General features: G+C 69.2%; 20 protein-coding genes and 1 tRNA gene. 17 read left to right on the plus strand and 4 right to left on the minus strand.

Features of this window, described 5'->3' with window-relative positions:
• Positions 1-6 precede the first annotated feature (6 nt).
• The 11 genes from D3218_RS09805 (at position 7) to D3218_RS09855 (ending at position 7,182) form a co-directional block, all read left to right on the plus strand.
• Positions 7-99 carry a hypothetical protein gene (locus tag D3218_RS09805; RefSeq protein ID WP_280959970.1) on the plus strand — a complete coding sequence of 31 codons (93 nt, stop codon included), beginning with the start codon at positions 7-9 and terminating at the stop codon, positions 97-99.
• A 114-nt stretch (positions 100-213) separates the two neighbouring features.
• The gene (locus D3218_RS09810; protein WP_119539910.1) at positions 214-981 is read left to right on the plus strand and encodes an SDR family oxidoreductase; all 768 of its coding nucleotides are present in this window, start codon (positions 214-216) and stop codon (positions 979-981) included.
• Between the two features lie 78 nt (positions 982-1,059).
• The gene (locus D3218_RS09815) at positions 1,060-1,878 is read left to right on the plus strand and encodes a transporter substrate-binding domain-containing protein (RefSeq protein WP_119540266.1); all 819 of its coding nucleotides are present in this window, start codon (positions 1,060-1,062) and stop codon (positions 1,876-1,878) included.
• Positions 1,879-1,940: 62 nt separating this feature from the next.
• Complete coding sequence (locus D3218_RS09820) at positions 1,941-2,645, plus strand: amino acid ABC transporter permease (RefSeq protein ID WP_119539911.1); 705 nt, start codon at positions 1,941-1,943, stop codon at positions 2,643-2,645.
• Positions 2,642-3,289: an amino acid ABC transporter permease gene (locus D3218_RS09825; RefSeq protein WP_119539912.1), complete on the plus strand. Its 648-nt coding sequence runs from the start codon at positions 2,642-2,644 to the stop codon at positions 3,287-3,289. The genes D3218_RS09820 and D3218_RS09825 overlap by 4 nt, the downstream gene beginning before the upstream one ends.
• Complete coding sequence (locus tag D3218_RS09830; protein ID WP_119539913.1) at positions 3,282-4,013, plus strand: amino acid ABC transporter ATP-binding protein; 732 nt, start codon at positions 3,282-3,284, stop codon at positions 4,011-4,013. The genes D3218_RS09825 and D3218_RS09830 overlap by 8 nt, the downstream gene beginning before the upstream one ends.
• A gap of 7 nt (positions 4,014-4,020) precedes the next feature.
• Entirely contained in the window at positions 4,021-4,956 is a 936-nt protein-coding gene (locus D3218_RS09835; RefSeq protein ID WP_119539914.1) for a 2-hydroxyacid dehydrogenase, read from the plus strand.
• Positions 4,953-5,513 carry a gluconokinase gene (locus D3218_RS09840; RefSeq protein WP_119539915.1) on the plus strand — a complete coding sequence of 187 codons (561 nt, stop codon included), beginning with the start codon at positions 4,953-4,955 and terminating at the stop codon, positions 5,511-5,513. The genes D3218_RS09835 and D3218_RS09840 overlap by 4 nt, the downstream gene beginning before the upstream one ends.
• Before the next feature lie 94 nt (positions 5,514-5,607).
• Complete coding sequence (locus D3218_RS09845; protein ID WP_119539916.1) at positions 5,608-5,877, plus strand: LacI family DNA-binding transcriptional regulator; 270 nt, start codon at positions 5,608-5,610, stop codon at positions 5,875-5,877.
• 266 nt (positions 5,878-6,143) lie between these two features.
• Entirely contained in the window at positions 6,144-6,323 is a 180-nt protein-coding gene (locus D3218_RS09850) for a hypothetical protein (RefSeq protein WP_119539917.1), read from the plus strand.
• Between the two features lie 148 nt (positions 6,324-6,471).
• Entirely contained in the window at positions 6,472-7,182 is a 711-nt protein-coding gene (locus tag D3218_RS09855; protein WP_210209666.1) for a cytochrome b561 domain-containing protein, read from the plus strand.
• A gap of 284 nt (positions 7,183-7,466) precedes the next feature.
• Here D3218_RS09855 and D3218_RS09860 read toward each other — a convergent pair.
• Positions 7,467-7,543, minus strand: a tRNA-Arg gene (locus D3218_RS09860).
• Between the two features lie 142 nt (positions 7,544-7,685).
• Complete coding sequence (locus D3218_RS09865; protein WP_119539918.1) at positions 7,686-9,143, minus strand: sensor histidine kinase; 1,458 nt, start codon at positions 9,141-9,143, stop codon at positions 7,686-7,688.
• A 350-nt stretch (positions 9,144-9,493) separates the two neighbouring features.
• Here D3218_RS09865 and rpmH point away from each other — a divergent pair, with 350 nt between their 5' ends.
• From rpmH to yihA, 5 genes are all read left to right on the plus strand, one after another.
• Entirely contained in the window at positions 9,494-9,628 is a 135-nt protein-coding gene (gene rpmH / locus D3218_RS09870; protein WP_026501365.1) for a 50S ribosomal protein L34, read from the plus strand.
• Positions 9,629-9,669: 41 nt separating this feature from the next.
• On the plus strand, positions 9,670-10,020 hold the full coding sequence (gene rnpA, locus D3218_RS09875) for a ribonuclease P protein component (RefSeq protein ID WP_119540268.1): 351 nt from the start codon (positions 9,670-9,672) through the stop codon (positions 10,018-10,020).
• A 4-nt stretch (positions 10,021-10,024) separates the two neighbouring features.
• On the plus strand, positions 10,025-11,830 hold the full coding sequence (gene yidC, locus D3218_RS09880) for a membrane protein insertase YidC (protein WP_119539919.1): 1,806 nt from the start codon (positions 10,025-10,027) through the stop codon (positions 11,828-11,830).
• A 91-nt stretch (positions 11,831-11,921) separates the two neighbouring features.
• A complete protein-coding gene (locus D3218_RS09885) occupies positions 11,922-12,563 on the plus strand; it encodes a CatB-related O-acetyltransferase (protein WP_119539920.1) in 642 nt (213 codons plus the stop codon).
• Between the two features lie 29 nt (positions 12,564-12,592).
• Positions 12,593-13,246: a ribosome biogenesis GTP-binding protein YihA/YsxC gene (gene yihA / locus D3218_RS09890; protein ID WP_119540269.1), complete on the plus strand. Its 654-nt coding sequence runs from the start codon at positions 12,593-12,595 to the stop codon at positions 13,244-13,246.
• Here the strand turns inward: yihA and D3218_RS09895 are convergent.
• Positions 13,236-13,574: an NUDIX domain-containing protein gene (locus D3218_RS09895; RefSeq protein WP_245414994.1), complete on the minus strand. Its 339-nt coding sequence runs from the start codon at positions 13,572-13,574 to the stop codon at positions 13,236-13,238. The genes yihA and D3218_RS09895 overlap by 11 nt on opposite strands.
• A gap of 110 nt (positions 13,575-13,684) precedes the next feature.
• Positions 13,685-14,353, minus strand: a complete 669-nt coding sequence (locus D3218_RS09900; RefSeq protein ID WP_119539922.1) for a TetR/AcrR family transcriptional regulator — start codon at positions 14,351-14,353, stop codon at positions 13,685-13,687.
• A gap of 135 nt (positions 14,354-14,488) precedes the next feature.
• Between D3218_RS09900 and D3218_RS09905 the strand changes: the two genes are divergently transcribed.
• Positions 14,489-15,706 carry an HlyD family secretion protein gene (locus D3218_RS09905; RefSeq protein WP_119539923.1) on the plus strand — a complete coding sequence of 406 codons (1,218 nt, stop codon included), beginning with the start codon at positions 14,489-14,491 and terminating at the stop codon, positions 15,704-15,706.
• Positions 15,707-15,751: the final 45 nt, after the last annotated feature.

The following is a 15,751-nucleotide window of genomic DNA, read 5'->3' on the forward strand; positions in this document are numbered from 1 at the left end:
ACCAACCTGACCCAGGGCCAGCGCGACCTGTTCGGAGCCCACACCTTCCACCGCCTCGACCGACCGGGAACCTTCCACCACAAATGGCCCCAGGCATGAGATGGGCGGAACGCGCGCAGGCCGCCGGGCGCCGCGTCGAAGGTCGCCGATCCTCGCATGGCGCCCTTGCTCTGTTATCGGTATCATGGTAGTCGGACAGTCAGGGAGAACGGAATGTCGCTGAAGCTTTTCGATCTGACGGGCCGCACGGCCCTCGTCACGGGTTCGGGCCAGGGCATCGGCCTGTCGCTCGCCGAAGGGCTCGCCCGCGCGGGCGCGCGGGTGGTTCTGAACGGACGCGACGCGGCCAAGCTCGAGGCGGCGGCCGGGCGCCTGCGCGCCGAGGGCGTCGCGGTCGAGATCGCCCCCTTCGACGTGACCGATATCGCGGCCGTGCAGGCCGGCGTCGACCGCGTCGAGGCCGAGATCGGGCCGATCGACATCCTGGTCAACAATGCCGGCATCCAGCGCCGCGCGCCGCTCGAGACCTACCCGGCCGAGACCTGGGCCGAGATCATGCGGGCCAACGTCGATTCGGTGTTCTTCGTCGGCCAGGCGGTCGCCCGGCACATGATCGGGCGCGGGCGCGGCCGGATCATCAACATCGCCAGCCTCCAGGCGCAGGCGGCGCGCTACTCCATCGCGCCCTACACCGCCACCAAGGGCGCGGTGCTGAACCTCACCAAGGGCATGTGCACCGACTGGGCCCGGCACGGGCTGCAGGTCAACGCCATCGGCCCGGGCTATTTCGAGACGCCGCTGAACCAGGCGCTGGTGGACGATCCGAAGTTCACCGAGTGGCTCCAGGTTCGCACGCCGACCGGCCGCTGGGGCAAGGTGGAGGAACTGCAGGGCGCCTGCATCTTCCTCGCCTCCGACGCGGCGAGCTTCGTCAACGGTCAGATCGTCTATGTCGACGGCGGGGTGCTGGCGACGCTCTAGACCTCGGTCGCCCGGCGGCTGGGAGGCCGCCGCGACCCCCTTTTTCGGAACTTCACGAACGCCATGGGAGGCAAGGGCATGAAGAACACGACACGACGCGGGGCCATCAAGGCCGCGTTCCTGGGCTCGCTCTGCGCGGCCCTCCTGGCCGCGGCGGCCCCGAGCCCCGCCGAGGCGGTCACGCTCGCCGACATCCAGAGCCGCGGCACGGTGCGCATCGGCGTCCTGACCGGGGCGCCCCCGATGGGCATGATCGACGAGAAGGGCAATCCGAGCGGCTACGACGTGGACGTGGCCAACCAGGTCGCCCAGTACATGGGCCTGCCGGTCGAGCTCGTCCCGCTGACGCCCCCGGCGCGCATTCCCGCGCTCCAGACCGGCCAGGTGGACTTCCTGGTCGCCACGCTCGCGCCCACCGGCGAGCGCGCCAAATCGGTGATGTTCACTTCGCCCTATTCCGCCTTCAACATGGTGATCGTCTCGGGCCCGAACGAGAAGTTCGAGAACCTCGACGCGCTGAAGGGCAAGCGCGTCGCCGTGAACCGCGGTTCCTCGCAGGAGACGGCGCTGCGTCGTGCCAACGTGGACGGGCTGGAGATCGTCGTCTTCGAGGACGATTCCACCTCCGCGCAGGCGCTCGTCGCGGGCCAGGTCGACGCCACCGCGCTGCCCTCCACCGTGGCCAACGGTCTCCTGCAGCAGGCACCGCAGGCCGGCCTCCAGATCGGCTTCACCTTCTTCCGCCAGGGCAATTCCATGGCGGTGCAACCGGGCGACTTCGACCTTCTCCAGTACCTCAACACCTCGATCTACCTGATGAAGGTGTCGGGCGAGCTGGACAAGATCGCCGTGAAGTGGACCGGCGATCCGCTTCCCGCCACGCTGCCCGCCTTCTGAGGCGCCCGGACGCCGGCCCCAGCGGCCGGCGTCCTTCCCCCTTCGCGCCGGATTCAACTCCCATGAACTACACGTTCCAGTTCGGCGTCCTGGCGCAATACCAGGACGAGCTCCTGGCGGGGCTGTGGCTGACGATCCAGATCTCGGTCTTCGCGATCGTCTGCGGCACCGCCTTCGGCATTCTCTTCGCCGCGCTGCGCTCCGTCGCCGGGCGTCCGGTGCGCATCCCGATCGACGCCTATGTCGAGCTAATCCGCAACACGCCCTTCCTGGTGCAGCTCTTCATCATCTATTTCGGCCTGCCGGCCGGCGGGATGCGGGTCAGCGCCATCACGGCCGCGCTGATCGGCGTCACCATCAATCTTGCGGCCTATTCCACCGAGATCGTGCGCGCCGGCATCGAGGCGATCCACAAGTCGCAGATCGAGGCGGGCGAGGCGCTCGGCTTCACCCGCGTCCAGATCTTCCGCTACGTGGTCATCATCCCGGCGCTGCAGAAGGTCTATCCGGCCCTCTCGTCCCAGTTCGTGCTGATGATGCTGGCGACCTCGATCTGCTCGGCGATCTCGGTGGGCGAGCTCACCGCCGCGGCCTCGTTCGTCCAGTCGCAGAGCTACCGCTCGTTCGAGGTCTACCTTGCCGTCACCGCCCTCTATCTCGTGCTGGCGCTGGCGCTGCGCGCGATCCTGGCGCTGATCGGTCTCTGGCTCTTCGGCCGGCGCACCGCGCGGCGCGCGCTCAAGCCCGTGGTGGAGGCGTCGGCATGATCTTCCGCTCGTTCGGCACGTCCGAGTTCCTGTTCCTCCTCCAATCGCTCCAGTGGACGCTGATCCTCACCGCGCTGGCGCTGGGCGGCGGCGGGCTCGTCGGCTTCTTTCTGGCGCTGGCCCGCGCGTCCCGGCTCCGGCCGCTGCGCATTCTGGCCGGCACCTATATCCAGGTGATCCAGGGCATCCCGGTCCTGATGATCCTGTTCCTGTCGTTCTACGGCCTGGCGCTTCTGGGCTACCGCCTGCCGCCGCTGGTGGCGGCCGGCATCTCGATGACGGTCTACGCCTCGGCCTATCTCGGCGAAATCTGGCGCGGCTCGATCCAGTCGGTTCCCAAGCAGCAATGGGAAGCTTCGGAATCGCTGGCGATGACGCGCGCCCAGCAATATCGCTACGTGATCCTGCCCCAGGCGGTCCGCCTGTCGCTGCCCTCGACGGTGGGCTTCGCCGTGCAGGTGGTGAAGAACACCTCGATCGCCTCGCTGATCGGCTTCGTGGAGCTCGCCCGCGCCGGCCAGCTCGTGAACAACGCCACCTTCCAGCCCTTCCGCGTCTTCGTGGTCGTGGCCGTCCTTTACTTCATCGTCTGCTACCCGCTGTCGCTCCTGTCCCGGCGGCTGGAGAGGAGGTTCCATGCCTGAGGTCGCCATTCGGGACGTGCGCAAGAGCTTCGGCGCGGTGGAGGTGCTCAAGGGCATCACCATGGAGGTCGATCGCGGCGAGGTGACCGCGCTGATCGGCCGCTCGGGCTCCGGCAAGTCGACCCTGCTTCGCTGCGTCAACGGGCTGGAGGCGATCAACGCCGGCTCGATCGAGATCGCCGGCCACCGGGTCGGCACCGACAAGGCTGGCCTGCGGGCGCTGCGGCGGGACGTCGGCATCGTGTTCCAAAGCTACAACCTGTTTCCGCACCTGTCGGTCGGCGAGAACATCATGCTCGCCCCGCGCATCGTGAAGTCCGTGTCGCGCGCCGAAAGCCGCACCACCGCCGAGGAGGTGCTGGCGCTCGTCGGCCTGTCGGAGAAGTTCGACAGCTATCCGGACGAGCTGTCCGGCGGCCAGCAGCAGCGCGTCGCCATCGCCCGCTCGCTGGCCATGCGGCCCAAGGTGATGCTGTTCGACGAGGTCACCTCGGCGCTCGACCCCGAGCTCACCGGCGAGGTGTTGGCCGTCATGGAAGAGCTCGCGGAAGGCGGCATGACCATGCTCCTCGTGACCCACGAGATGGGCTTCGCGCGGCGCGTCGCCAACACGACCGTGTTCATGCACCAGGGCCGCATCCACGAGGCGGGTCCCTCGCGCGAACTGTTCGAGAACCCCAAGACCCCGGAGCTCGCCCAGTTCGTGCGCTCCGACGTCAAGTAGGAACACCATGGCCACCGAGATCCTGCAGCTCTGCCCCCTGATGCCGTCGCTGGAGGCGGCGCTCGCCGAGCGCTTCACCGTCCACCGGTTCTTCGAAGCGGACGATCCCGAAGCGTTCCTGGATGGGAATGCCGGGCGCCTGCGCGGGGTGGTCACCGGCGGCCATCTCGGCCTGCCGACCGATCTCGCCGCCCGCCTGCCGGCGCTCGAGATCGTCGCCATCAACGGTGTCGGCTTCGACAAGGTCGACCTCGCGGAGGCCCGGCGGCGCGGCGTGCGCGTGTCCAACACGCCGGACGTCCTCACCGAGGACGTGGCGGACCTGGCCATCGGCCTCATCGTGTCCGCGCTGCGCCAGATCCCGCAGGGCGACGCGCATGTGCGCGCCGGGCGCTGGCTCGAGGGCGACCTGCCGCTGGGCTCCAAGGTCTCGCGCCGACGCTACGGCATCTTCGGCTTCGGACGCATCGGCCAGGCCATCGCCCGCCGGCTCGCGGGCTTCGACGCCGAGATCGGCTATGCCAGCCGCTCGCCGGTCGACACGCCCGTGCGCGCCTTTCCCGACATCGCCGCGCTCGCCGCCTGGAGCGACGTCCTGGTGATCGCCGCCTCGGCCTCGCCGGAAACGCGCAACGTGGTCGACGCGGCGGTGCTCGAAGCGCTCGGCCCTCGAGGCCTCCTCGTCAACGTGGCGCGCGGCTCGCTCGTCGACGAGCCGGCGCTGATCGCGGCGCTGGAGGCGGGCCGCATCGCCGGCGCGGCGCTGGACGTCTTCGCCGACGAGCCGCGCGTGCCCAATCAGCTCCTCGCGCTTCCGGGCGTCGTCGTCACGCCGCACATGGCCAGCGCCACCCATGAGACGCGCCAGGCGATGGCCGACCTCGTCCTCGCCAATCTCGACGCCCACTTCGCCGGTCGCGAGATGCCGAGCGCGCTCGTATGACAGGCGCCGGGCCGGAGGCGGCCGCGCGGCAGACCGCCGCCGCCGCTCCGCCGCCCGTCGTCGTGGTCATGGGCGTGTCCGGTGCCGGCAAGACCACGCTCGGCCGGATGCTGGCGGCGAGACACGCCTTCCGCTTCCTGGATGGCGACGACTTCCATCCGGCCGACAACGTCGCGAAGATGCGCGCCGGCATCCCCCTCGACGATTCCGACCGGGCGCCCTGGCTGCAGTGCCTTTCCGATATCCTGTCGCAAGCGGGCGAGCCGACGGTGCTGGCCTGTTCGGCATTGAAGGCCTGCTACCGGGAGGCGCTCGCCGCCCGCTGCCCGCAGGCGTTCTTCGTCCACCTCGCCGGCAGCCGGCAGGTGATCGGCGGGCGGCTCGCCGCGCGCTCCGGCCACTACATGCCGCCCTCGCTTCTCGCCAGCCAGATGGAGGCTTTGGAGGCGCCGAGGGACACGGATACGAGCGTCACGCTCGACTGCGGACGGCCCCTCGAAGAGCTGTGCGATGCCGTCCTCTTGGCGCTTGCGGCACGGCGCGCGGGCGCGGCTTGAACCATCTGTCGGAGGATCGCCGCGCTCGTCGGATGCGACGCGCCGCGCTCGAACGGAGCGCGCTTCGATAGCCCGCAGCCGTCCTCCGAAGATCATGAGCCCTCCCACGATCGGCGTGGTGGCGGTCGTCTCGCGCGCCTGTACGCCTGGCGGACACGTGCCGCCGGCCGACCGCGAGCGCATCGACGAGGCCGCCCAGGCTGTCGGCTACCGGCCGAACATCGTCGCCCGGTCCCTCTCGACACGCCGCGCCAACACCATTGCCGTCGCCATGACGCGTCCGGGAACGCGTTCCTTGCCGACCGTCCGCAACGGTCTCGGGAACGAGCTGCAGGCGACGGGCTCCAGATGCTCCTGTTTCTGACCGGCCCCCACACAGATCCCGATCCGCCGATCGACGCGCTCCCGCGCCACCGGCTCGACGCCATCGTCCTGTCGGCGATCCGCTTCTCCCGTGCTGGATGCCACTTGCTGTCCCGTCCGCTCCGATCCTCGCGGTCGGATAGGGCGCGGCGACACCGAACATCCTGACAGGACGCCCCGTCCTCTCCGGAGCGGTGAACCTGCCGTCCACGATCTGGATTCTCCGGGAGCCGGGCGTGGCAGCCTCGATCGACGGAGGACCATGCTGTGGCGCTGACGGCAGCTATCGAGGTGGTCGCGCTCCAGCGGGGTCTTGCGAGCGCCAGGACCTTCGTCTTCCACATTGGACGGAACGAGTCCATGCCCGCGCTGGTTGTGTCCGAGCGGGCGGCGCGCAGGCTGCCGGTGGCGGCCTCGCTCCGCATCACCGCCGCCCGCGTCGAGTAGGGAAAGCTGATGGTGCCGGACGTCCCGATCGCCCTGCCGCCACGGCTCGTCATCCTTATGGCAGCCCGCCGGATCGTCGCCGGGCTCGCCGCCAACGTCGTAAAAGGCTGGGAAGCAGGGCGCGACAGGGAAAGGGAGGCCCGCCGCGATGGTCGACATCTCCGAATGGGGTCGGTGGCTTCTCTCGCCCCTGTCGGGCGCGAGCCACCACGAGATCGCGCCATGGGCCTACTGGCACGCGCGCATGATGGTGATGGGGTGGGGCGTGCTTCTGCCCCTGGGCATGATCGTCGCTCGATTCTTCAAGATCGTGCGAGCGTCCGACTGGCCGGCGACGCTCGACCGCAAGTTCTGGTGGCACGCCCACCTGACGTTTCAGATCGCCGGCATCGGCGTCATGACGCTGGGACTGTTGCTTGCCTACGGGCGGGGCGAGGGCGCCTCCGAACTGGCGCGCCTCCACCACCTCGTCGGCTGGACCGTCGTTCTGATGGGGTGGTCCCAGGTCCTGGGCGGCCTGCTGCGCGGCACCAAGGGCGGACCCACCGGCACGACGATCCGCGGCGACCACTACGACATGACGCTTCGCCGGGTCGTCTTCGAGTATCTGCACAAGTTCGGCGGCTGGGCCACCCTGCCACTCGTCGTCGTCACCACCACGATCGGTCTCGTCATGGTCGATGCTCCACGCTGGATGCCGCTCCTGATCGGCGGATGGTGGGGAGGACTGGCCCTCGCGTTCGTCCTCCTGCAGCGACAGGGATGCTGCATCGACACCTATCAGGCGATCTGGGGTCCGGAACCCGTGCATCCGGGAAACGCCAGGATGCCGATCGGATGGCGTGTCACGCGTCGCTGACACCGCACAGGCACGCCACGCGGCACGGCAGCCACCGGCGATCCGCGGCCGCCGCGGCAAAGCTCGGCGCGACTGTCGAACCCGGCCGCAAGCGGACGGTATCTCCCCCGGCGAGATCGCCGACGGGCCCTCGCATAGGGGAGATCCCGGCAATCGCCTCAGCCGCGAGCTGCGTTGTCCGCGGCATCCACGCAAACGTCGTGTTGATCGACCAAAATGCCAAGTCAGCACACGCCACTGCGCGTGGGTCTCGACAATTCAACGGCAGCTTCGGTAATCGGAAGTGGCGCGCCCGAAAGGATTCGAACCTCTGACCCCCAGATTCGTAGTCTGGTGCTCTATCCAGCTGAGCTACGGGCGCCTGGAACGGTTGGGTTGGCCCCGGCCGTTCGTGAGGGGTAACTAGACAAGTCGCGGGGCGATTGCAAGCGATTCTGCGAGGGTGCCGCGCGGTTCGTGGCAAGGCCCTGAATTTGATGTGGTTCCGTGACGTCCGGGGCCGTTCAGCCGACGGCGGCGGGCAGGGCGCCTGGGAGGTCGATCTCGAAGCGTGCGCCGGGCGTGGTGGAGGGCGCGAGGCGGATCTGGCCGCCGTGCGCCTTCACGATCTCGGCGGCGATCGCAAGACCGAGCCCCGTGCCCCCCGCCCGGGTCGAGCCGCGAAAGGCCTGGAACAGGTGATCGCGCGCCGCCGGGCCGAAGCCGGGGCCCGTGTCCTCCACGACGAGGCGCAGCATGCGGCCCTCGGGCGTTTCCGTCCGGACGCTGACGCGGCGCACCACCGCGTCCTCCGCTTCCCCCTCCATGGCCTGGACCGCGTTGCGCACGAGATTCGACAGGGCGCGGAAGAACTGCTCGGGATCGAGGTCGACCTCGAGCGCCGGGGGCACGGCGTTGTCGAGCTCGATCCCCCGGTCGGGCGTCACAAGCTGCGTCTCGAAGATCTCGTCCACCAGGCGGTGTAGGAGGGTGCGCCGGCGCACCGGCCGGCTCTCGGCGGCCTGGCCGTAGGCCAGCACCGACTGGGTGTAGTGCAGGGCCCGGTCGAGGCTGCGGATCAGGACGGGGGTGAATCGCTGCACCTGCGCGTCCGGCACGTCGGCGAGCCGGTCGGAGATGAGTTGGGCCGAGGCGAGGATGTTGCGCAGGTCGTGGTTGATCTTGGAGACCGCGAGGCCAAGATCGGCGAGGCGCCGCTGCTGGCGCAGCGTGTCGGCGAGCACGCCCTGCATGCCGGCGAGTTCGCGCTCGGCGATGCCGAGCTCGTCTAGCCGGCCGCTCGGGCTGAGAATCAGAGACGGGTCCTCCGGATCGGCGCCGAATCGCACGAGGGCACGCGTCAGCGCGCGCACTGGGCGCAGCAGGAACAGGCTGATCGCGCCGAACACCAGAAGGCCGGTGAAGCTCGCGACACCGAGCGACAGGAGAAGGATGTTGCGCGAATAGAGCCGCATCGCCCGGCGGAGCGGCGCCTCGTCGAAGACGATCTCGCCGCTCATCGTGCCGTCGCCGATCTCGCCGACCAGGCGGATGGTGCGGGGGCGGTGGCTGAGGAGCGTGCCGAAGGCAGCCCAGACCGCATCGAGGCTGCCCTCCTGCGTCAGGTCGACCTGCTCGTCGACGCCGGCAAGGTCCGGCACCCGGGCGAGGAGTTGCGTGCTGCCGGGCCGGCGGATGGCGATCAGCCGCGCGTCCAGGGCGTGCAGCAGTTCGCTTTCCTGATCGGGCGACAGGAGGAGGCCGCCTTCGGCGAAGTCCGCCATGAGGGTGGCCACGGACACGGTCTCCAGCTTGGACTGGAGCCAGTCGACGCGGAACCGGGCGATGGAGGGAACGAACACCAGCACCTCGGCTCCCATCACCGCCAGCACGGTGAGGGCGAAGAGGCGCGAGGACAGGCGCTTGGCGAAGGGCGGGCGCGAACCTTCCCTCGGCTTCGCGTCATGTAGGGGCTGTGTCATCGTGGTTCCGGCGGCCGTGAGGGGCCGGCGCAGGAGATAAGGGGAACGCGGGGCAAGCCTAGGCCATCGCCCGGGCGCGGTCATCCGCAAACGTATCGCGCGCGTCCGGAACCGCGCGGCGGGCTTAACGAACCCTGGCCGGCGCCCGCCGGGTGCTCGCGCCGCTGCCGGCCCGGACCGCCGATCGGGCGGGGGCGATTGACTTATCCCCCGCCACAACCCTATAAGCGCGCCCACAGACGGATGCCGGGTCGGATGGGGCTTGCCCATGCGGATCTTTCGTGCGTTCGACGTTCGATTTGAACCCATAGAAGATCAAGAGGTCCGCGGGTCCCCCGCGGTAAACGTCCATGAAGCGCACTTATCAGCCCTCCAAGCTCGTCCGTAAGCGCCGCCACGGTTTCCGCGCCCGCATGGCCACGACCGGCGGCCGCAAGGTGATCGCCGCCCGTCGCGCGCGCGGCCGCAAGCGCCTGTCGGCTTGAGCCGAGGCGCGCCCGGCTCCGGCGGACCGCCGATTTCCAGACTGACCAAGCGCGCCGAGTTTCTGGCCGCGAGACGGGGCCGTCGATTGACCGGCCCCTTCTTTTTGATCGAGGCTCTGGACCGCGCCGACGGTCGCGGCGCCCGCTACGGCCTCACCGTGACCCGCAAGGTCGGAAACGCCGTGGAGCGCAACCGCATCCGTCGACGTCTTCGTGAGGCGATCCGCACCGTGTGCGGGGCTGACATGGCGTCCGGCTTCGACTATGTGATCGTCGCCCGTCGCGAGCTTCTGACCCTGCCGTTCGACACGCTCACGGGCGAGCTTTCGAGACGCGTCGCCAAGGTGAAGGCGTCCAGGCAAGCGCCCGCAACGCCTCCCCCGGGGACCTGACTCCATGGAAAACAGCCGCAATTTCCTGATCGCCATGGCGCTTTCGATCGCCGTTCTGGTCGGGTGGCAGTTCCTCGTCATCAATCCGCGCATGGAGGCCGAGCGCCTCGCCGCGCAGGACGCGCCCGCCACGCTGCAGACGCCGACGACGCCCGCCGGAACCGAGCAGCAGGGCGCGGTCTCGCCGGCCGGGCGCGAAAGCGTGGTGCCGACGACGCAGACGCCCGAAGTCTCCGGCCAGACGCGCGAGGCCGCGCTCGCCGCGAGCCCCCGCGTCGCCATCGACACGCCCTCGCTGTCGGGCTCGATCAACCTGCAGGGCGCGCGCCTCGACGATCTGCGCCTGAAGAACTATCACGAGACGGTGGACGACAGCTCGCCCACGATCGTGCTCCTGTCGCCCGAGACGATCGGCGCCAACGCCTATTTCATGGAATTCGGCTATTCGGGCCAGGGCGCCGGCGCGCTGCCGGGCCCGTCCACGCTCTGGCAGGCCGAGGGCGGCCAGACCCTGACACCGCAGACGCCCGTGACGCTGAAGGCGACCAACGAGGCCGGCGTGACGTTCACCCGCCGCATCTCGGTGGACGACCAGTCGATGTTCACGGTCGATGACAGCGTGCGCAACGACGGCGCTGCGGCCGTCACCCTGTCGCCCTACGGGCGCACGGTGCGCTTCTCCAAGCCTGAGCACGCCGCCGCCTTCGTGATCTTCGAGGGCCTGATCGGGAATCTCGGCGAGGACGGCCTCCAGGAGGTCACCTACAAGAAGATCGAGGACGAGGCCCGCGTCTCGCCGGCCAAGACGTCGATCGGCTGGCTCGGCATCACCGACAAGTATTGGGCGACGGCGCTGGTTCCCTCAACCGGCATCGCCTCGTTCCAGCCGAACTTCCGCTACTCGGCCGACGGCCGCGCCTTCTACCAGTCGGACTATCTCGCCGATCCGATCACGATCCAGCCCGGCGCCGCGATCGATACCACGACCCGCGCCTTCGCCGGCGCCAAGGTGGTGGACACGATCAACGGCTACCAGGAGACGCTCGGCATCGCCCATTTCGGCCAGCTGATCGACTGGGGCTGGTTCTATTTCATCACCGAGCCGATGTTCCACTACATCGACTGGCTCTACCGCTTCACCGGCAATTTTGGCGTGGCGATCCTGATCGTCACCGTCACGCTGAAGCTCCTGTTCTTCCCGCTGGCCTCCAAGTCGTACCGCTCGATGGCGCGCATGAAGACCGTGCAGCCCAAGATTGCCGAACTGCGCGAGAAATATGCCGACGACCGGACCAAGCAGCAGCAGGAGATGATGCGGATCTACAAGGAGGAGAAGATCAACCCGGCGGCGGGCTGCTGGCCGGTGCTGGTCCAGATCCCCGTGTTCTTCGCCCTCTACAAGGTGCTCTACGTCACCATCGAGATGCGGCACGCGCCCTTCTTCGGCTGGATCCAGGACCTGGCGGCGCCCGATCCGACCAGCGTGTTCAACCTCTTCGGGCTGATCCCGATCACCCTGCCGCACCTCCTGATGGTAGGCATCTGGCCGATCCTGATGGGCATCACGATGTTCATCCAGATGAAGCTGAACCCGACGCCGCCGGATCCGGCGCAGCAGATGATCTTCACCTGGATGCCGATCATCTTCACCTTCATGCTGGCCTCGTTCCCGGCGGGACTGGTGATCTACTGGACCTGGAACAACACGCTCTCGATCACCCAGCAGACCGTGATCATGAAGCGGCACGGGGCCAAGATCGAGCTGTGGGACAACCTACGCGACACGTTCCGGCGCAAGAAGGCGAGCTGACGGGGCAGCGGACGGCGCCTCCGGGCGCCGCCCGCCCAGGCCGCAGACCCGAGCGGTGGACGCGCCGCCGGGGAGGCCGTAAGAAGCGGCCATGTCCCTCGGTCCCGATCCCCGCGCGGTGCATCCCGTGCCCGCCCACCAGCGCATCGTGTTCCTGCGCAACGTCGTCTCGGCGCCCAATGTCGAGATCGGCGAATACACCTATTACGACGACCCGGAGGCGGCGCTCCTCTTCGGCACGCGCAACATCCTCCACCACTACGCGTTCCTGGGCGATCGGTTGGTGATCGGCCGGTTCTGCGCCATCGCGACCGGCGCGCGCTTCGTGATGAACGGGGCCAACCATGCGATGTCCGGCTTCTCCACCTTTCCCTTCAACATCTTCGGCGAAGGCTGGGAGGAGGGGTTCGAGCTCGGCTCGATCACCGCCGGGCTGAAGGGCGACACCATGGTGGGCAACGACGTGTGGATCGGCGCCGACGCGCTGATCCTGCCGGGGGTGCGGATCGGCGACGGGGCCATCGTGGCGGCGTCCAGCGTCGTGTCGCGGGATGTCGCACCCTATTCGATCGTCGCCGGCAACCCCGCTGCGGAACGGCGTTTGCGCTTCGAGCCGCGTGTGATCGAGCGGCTGCTGGCGCTTCGCTGGTGGGATTGGCCTGCCGAGAAGGTCGGCCGCAACCTCGCCGCCATCCGCGGCGCCGACATCGACGCGCTGGAGAAGGCCGCATGAGCGAGACGACGCAGACGCAAGCGCCGGAGATGGACGGGGGCGAGGCGCGCCGCCTGTTCTTCGCGCGGCCCTGGGTGTTCATCCGCGGCGTGCCCGCGATGAAGTTCCTGCCGCCCGAAGGGCCGCCGGAGGTCGCCTTCGCGGGCCGCTCGAATGTCGGCAAGTCGTCGCTGATCAACGGCATCGTCGGACAGAAGGGGCTCGCGCGCACCTCCAACACGCCGGGGCGCACGCAGGAGCTCAACTACTTCGTGCCCGACGGCTTCTCGGGCGAGGCGGGCGACCTGCCGCCGGTCGCCATGGTGGACATGCCGGGCTACGGCTATGCGCAGGCCCCCAAGGAGCAGGTCGACGCCTGGACCAAGCTCGTCTTCGACTACCTGCGCGGCCGCGCCACGCTGAAGCGCGTCTTCGTGCTGATCGACGCCCGCCACGGCATCAAGAAGAACGACGCCGACGTGATGACGCTGCTCGACAAGGCGGCGGTGTCCTACCAGATCGTGCTGACAAAGGCCGACAAGATCTCCGCGCTCGCTCTGCCCAAGCTCGAGGCGGCCACGCGCGAGGCGATCCGCAAGCGGCCGGCGGCCTATCCGGCCATCATCGCGACCTCGTCGGAGAAGGGCTTCGGCATCGAGGAAGTCCAGTCCGCGATCGCCGGCTTCGCCGAGGTCAAGGACTGAGAATCGAATCGAGCTCCGCCGCGAGGCCGGCGGGGAAGAGGGGCGGATCGCCGCGTCGCAGCGCCGAGGTCGCGAACCAACGCGCGACGCAGGGCACCCCGTCCATGAACCGGACGGGCTCGGCCGTGTCGAACCGGCGGTCCAGGATGCGGATCGGTGCACAGAAGACGATCTCGTGGCCGCTGGCGCCTTCGTGCACGAAGAGGTTCTCGAACACCCGCCAGGGGCCGATGAGCGCGACCCGGGCGTCCAGTTCCTCCGCGAACTCGCGCAGAAGGGCGGCCTCCCGCGTTTCGCCGAACTCGACCGAGCCACCGAGAGGGCGCACGCCCCGCAATCCGCCGGCATCGTCGCGGACCTCCGCGGCCAGAAGCCGGCCCTCCACGAGCGGCAGTCCGAGAACCTTGACCCGGATCGACCGCGGGGGACGCCACGTCGTCAAGAGCGCGGGCCGTATCCGGCCATGAACAGGGCGACGGCCGCGTCGACGATACGCGCCATCTCCCGGTCCTCGAGCGGCGGAGCCTCGTCGTCGAAGAAGCGGCGGCGCAGGGCGCCGGCGGTGGCGAGCTCGACGAACTGGGCCGCAGCCAGGGCGATGTCCGCGATCTCGAGCGTTCCAGCGGCGCAGGCCTTCTCGAGATAGGCCGACAGGAGCGCGAGGCCGCGCTGCGGCCCGTGGCGGTAGAACTCGCGCCCGAGCTCGGGCATGCGGGCGGCGACCGCGATCACCGTGCGCTTGGCGTGCATGGCCTCCGGGGACATCACCAGACGCGCTAGGCGGAGTCCGTAGCGCCGGAGCGTGTCGGCCGGCTCGCCCGGATCGGTCAGGAGGGCTTCGACCTCGGCCAGATATGCTTCCCGCTCGCATTCGATCAGGGCGCGGAACAGGTCTTCCTTGGACCGGAAGTAGACGTAGAGCGTCGATTTGGAGACGCCCGCCTCGCGCACCACGTCGTTCATCGACGCCGCGTCGAAGCCGAGCCCGACGAAGGCCCGGCGTGCGCCTTCGAGAATCTGGCGCCGCTTCGCCGGGTCCTCGCCGGCCGCCGTTCGGCGATCGCAGGGGATCGGGGCGGGCGAGTCGATTCGAGGAACTGCGGTCACGGTTTGGGGACCATTTTTCGCTAAGGATGCCGAAATAATCGCGACGGGGATCGGGATGCACCCTTGCCCTGCCCTGTCATCACGTCTATGTCAACGTCGAACCGAACGGTTCGGTTCGATTTGGGTTCTGCCACTATGTCGAAATCCGCGTCGCAAAAGTCAAATCCTTCCGAGCAGCCGGAGCGCACGGCCGACGCGCCGAAGCTCGAGGTGGTCGGCCGCAAGACCGGCGAGGCCGCGCCTGCGTCCGAGAAGCCCGCGGAGGTCCCACCGGCCAAGCGCAAGGGCGGTATCGGCAAGCGCCTGCTGCTGCCGCTGATCGTGGTCGCGGCGCTGGGCGGCGGCGCGTGGTACGGCCACCAGTGGTGGGTCGACGGGCGCTTCCTCGTGTCCACCGACGACGCCTATGTGGGCGCCGACATGGCGGTGATGATCCCCAAGGTCACCGGCTACGTCCGCGCCGTGCCGGTGATCGAGAACCAGGCGGTGAAGGCGGGCGATCCGATCGTCGAGATCGATCCGGCCGACTACCAGCTCGCCCTGCGCTCGGCGCAGGCGAAGATCGATTCGCAGAAGGCCGCCATCGGCAGCATCGAGGCGCAGCGCGAGGCGGCCATGGGCCAGGTCGGCGAGGCGGAGGCCAACGTGACCGTGGCCGAGGCCTCCGTCGGGCAGGCGGACCTCGATCTGCGGCGGGCCGAGCAGCTCGCCCGCAGCGGCGCGGGCGCCCAGGCGCCGCTCGACCAGGCGCGCTCGGCCAAGGCCGAGGCCGACGCCAAGCTCATCGGCGCCAAGGCCTCGGTCACCTCCGCCCAGGCCAATGTCGGCGTGCTCGACGCGCAGATTACGCAGGGCAAGACCACGCTCGAAGGGCTCGAGGTCGCCCGCGACCAGGCGGCGCGCGATCTGTCCTTCACCACGCTGCGCGCGCCCTACGACGGCGTGGTCGGCAACCTGTCGGTGCAGACGGGCGACCTCGTCTCGCCCAGCCGCCGCCTGGCCTCCGTGGTGCCGCTCGACAAGGTCTACGTGGACGCGAACTTCAAGGAGACGCAGCTCCACGAGATCCAGGTCGGCGAGAGCGTGCGCATCGAGGTGGACGCCCTGCCGGGCGTCGAGGTGAAGGGGACCGTGGTCTCGCTCGCCCCGGCCTCGGGCTCGGTGTTCTCGCTGCTGCCGGCCGACAACGCCACCGGCAACTTCACCAAGATCGTCCAGCGGGTGCCCGTGCGCATCGCGATCGATCCGGCCGACGCGGCCAAGGGCAACCTACGCCCGGGTCTGTCGGTGACCGCATCGGTGGACACGCGCACCGCCCCGGCCGGCTCGCACGCGCTGGCCGAGGCGAACTGACCCTTCCCACCTGACGGCCGGCCCCCGGGAGGGGCCGGCGAGGCA

The organism is Aureimonas flava, assembly GCF_003583935.1.
Taxonomy (GTDB): Bacteria; Pseudomonadota; Alphaproteobacteria; order Rhizobiales; family Rhizobiaceae; genus Aureimonas; species Aureimonas flava.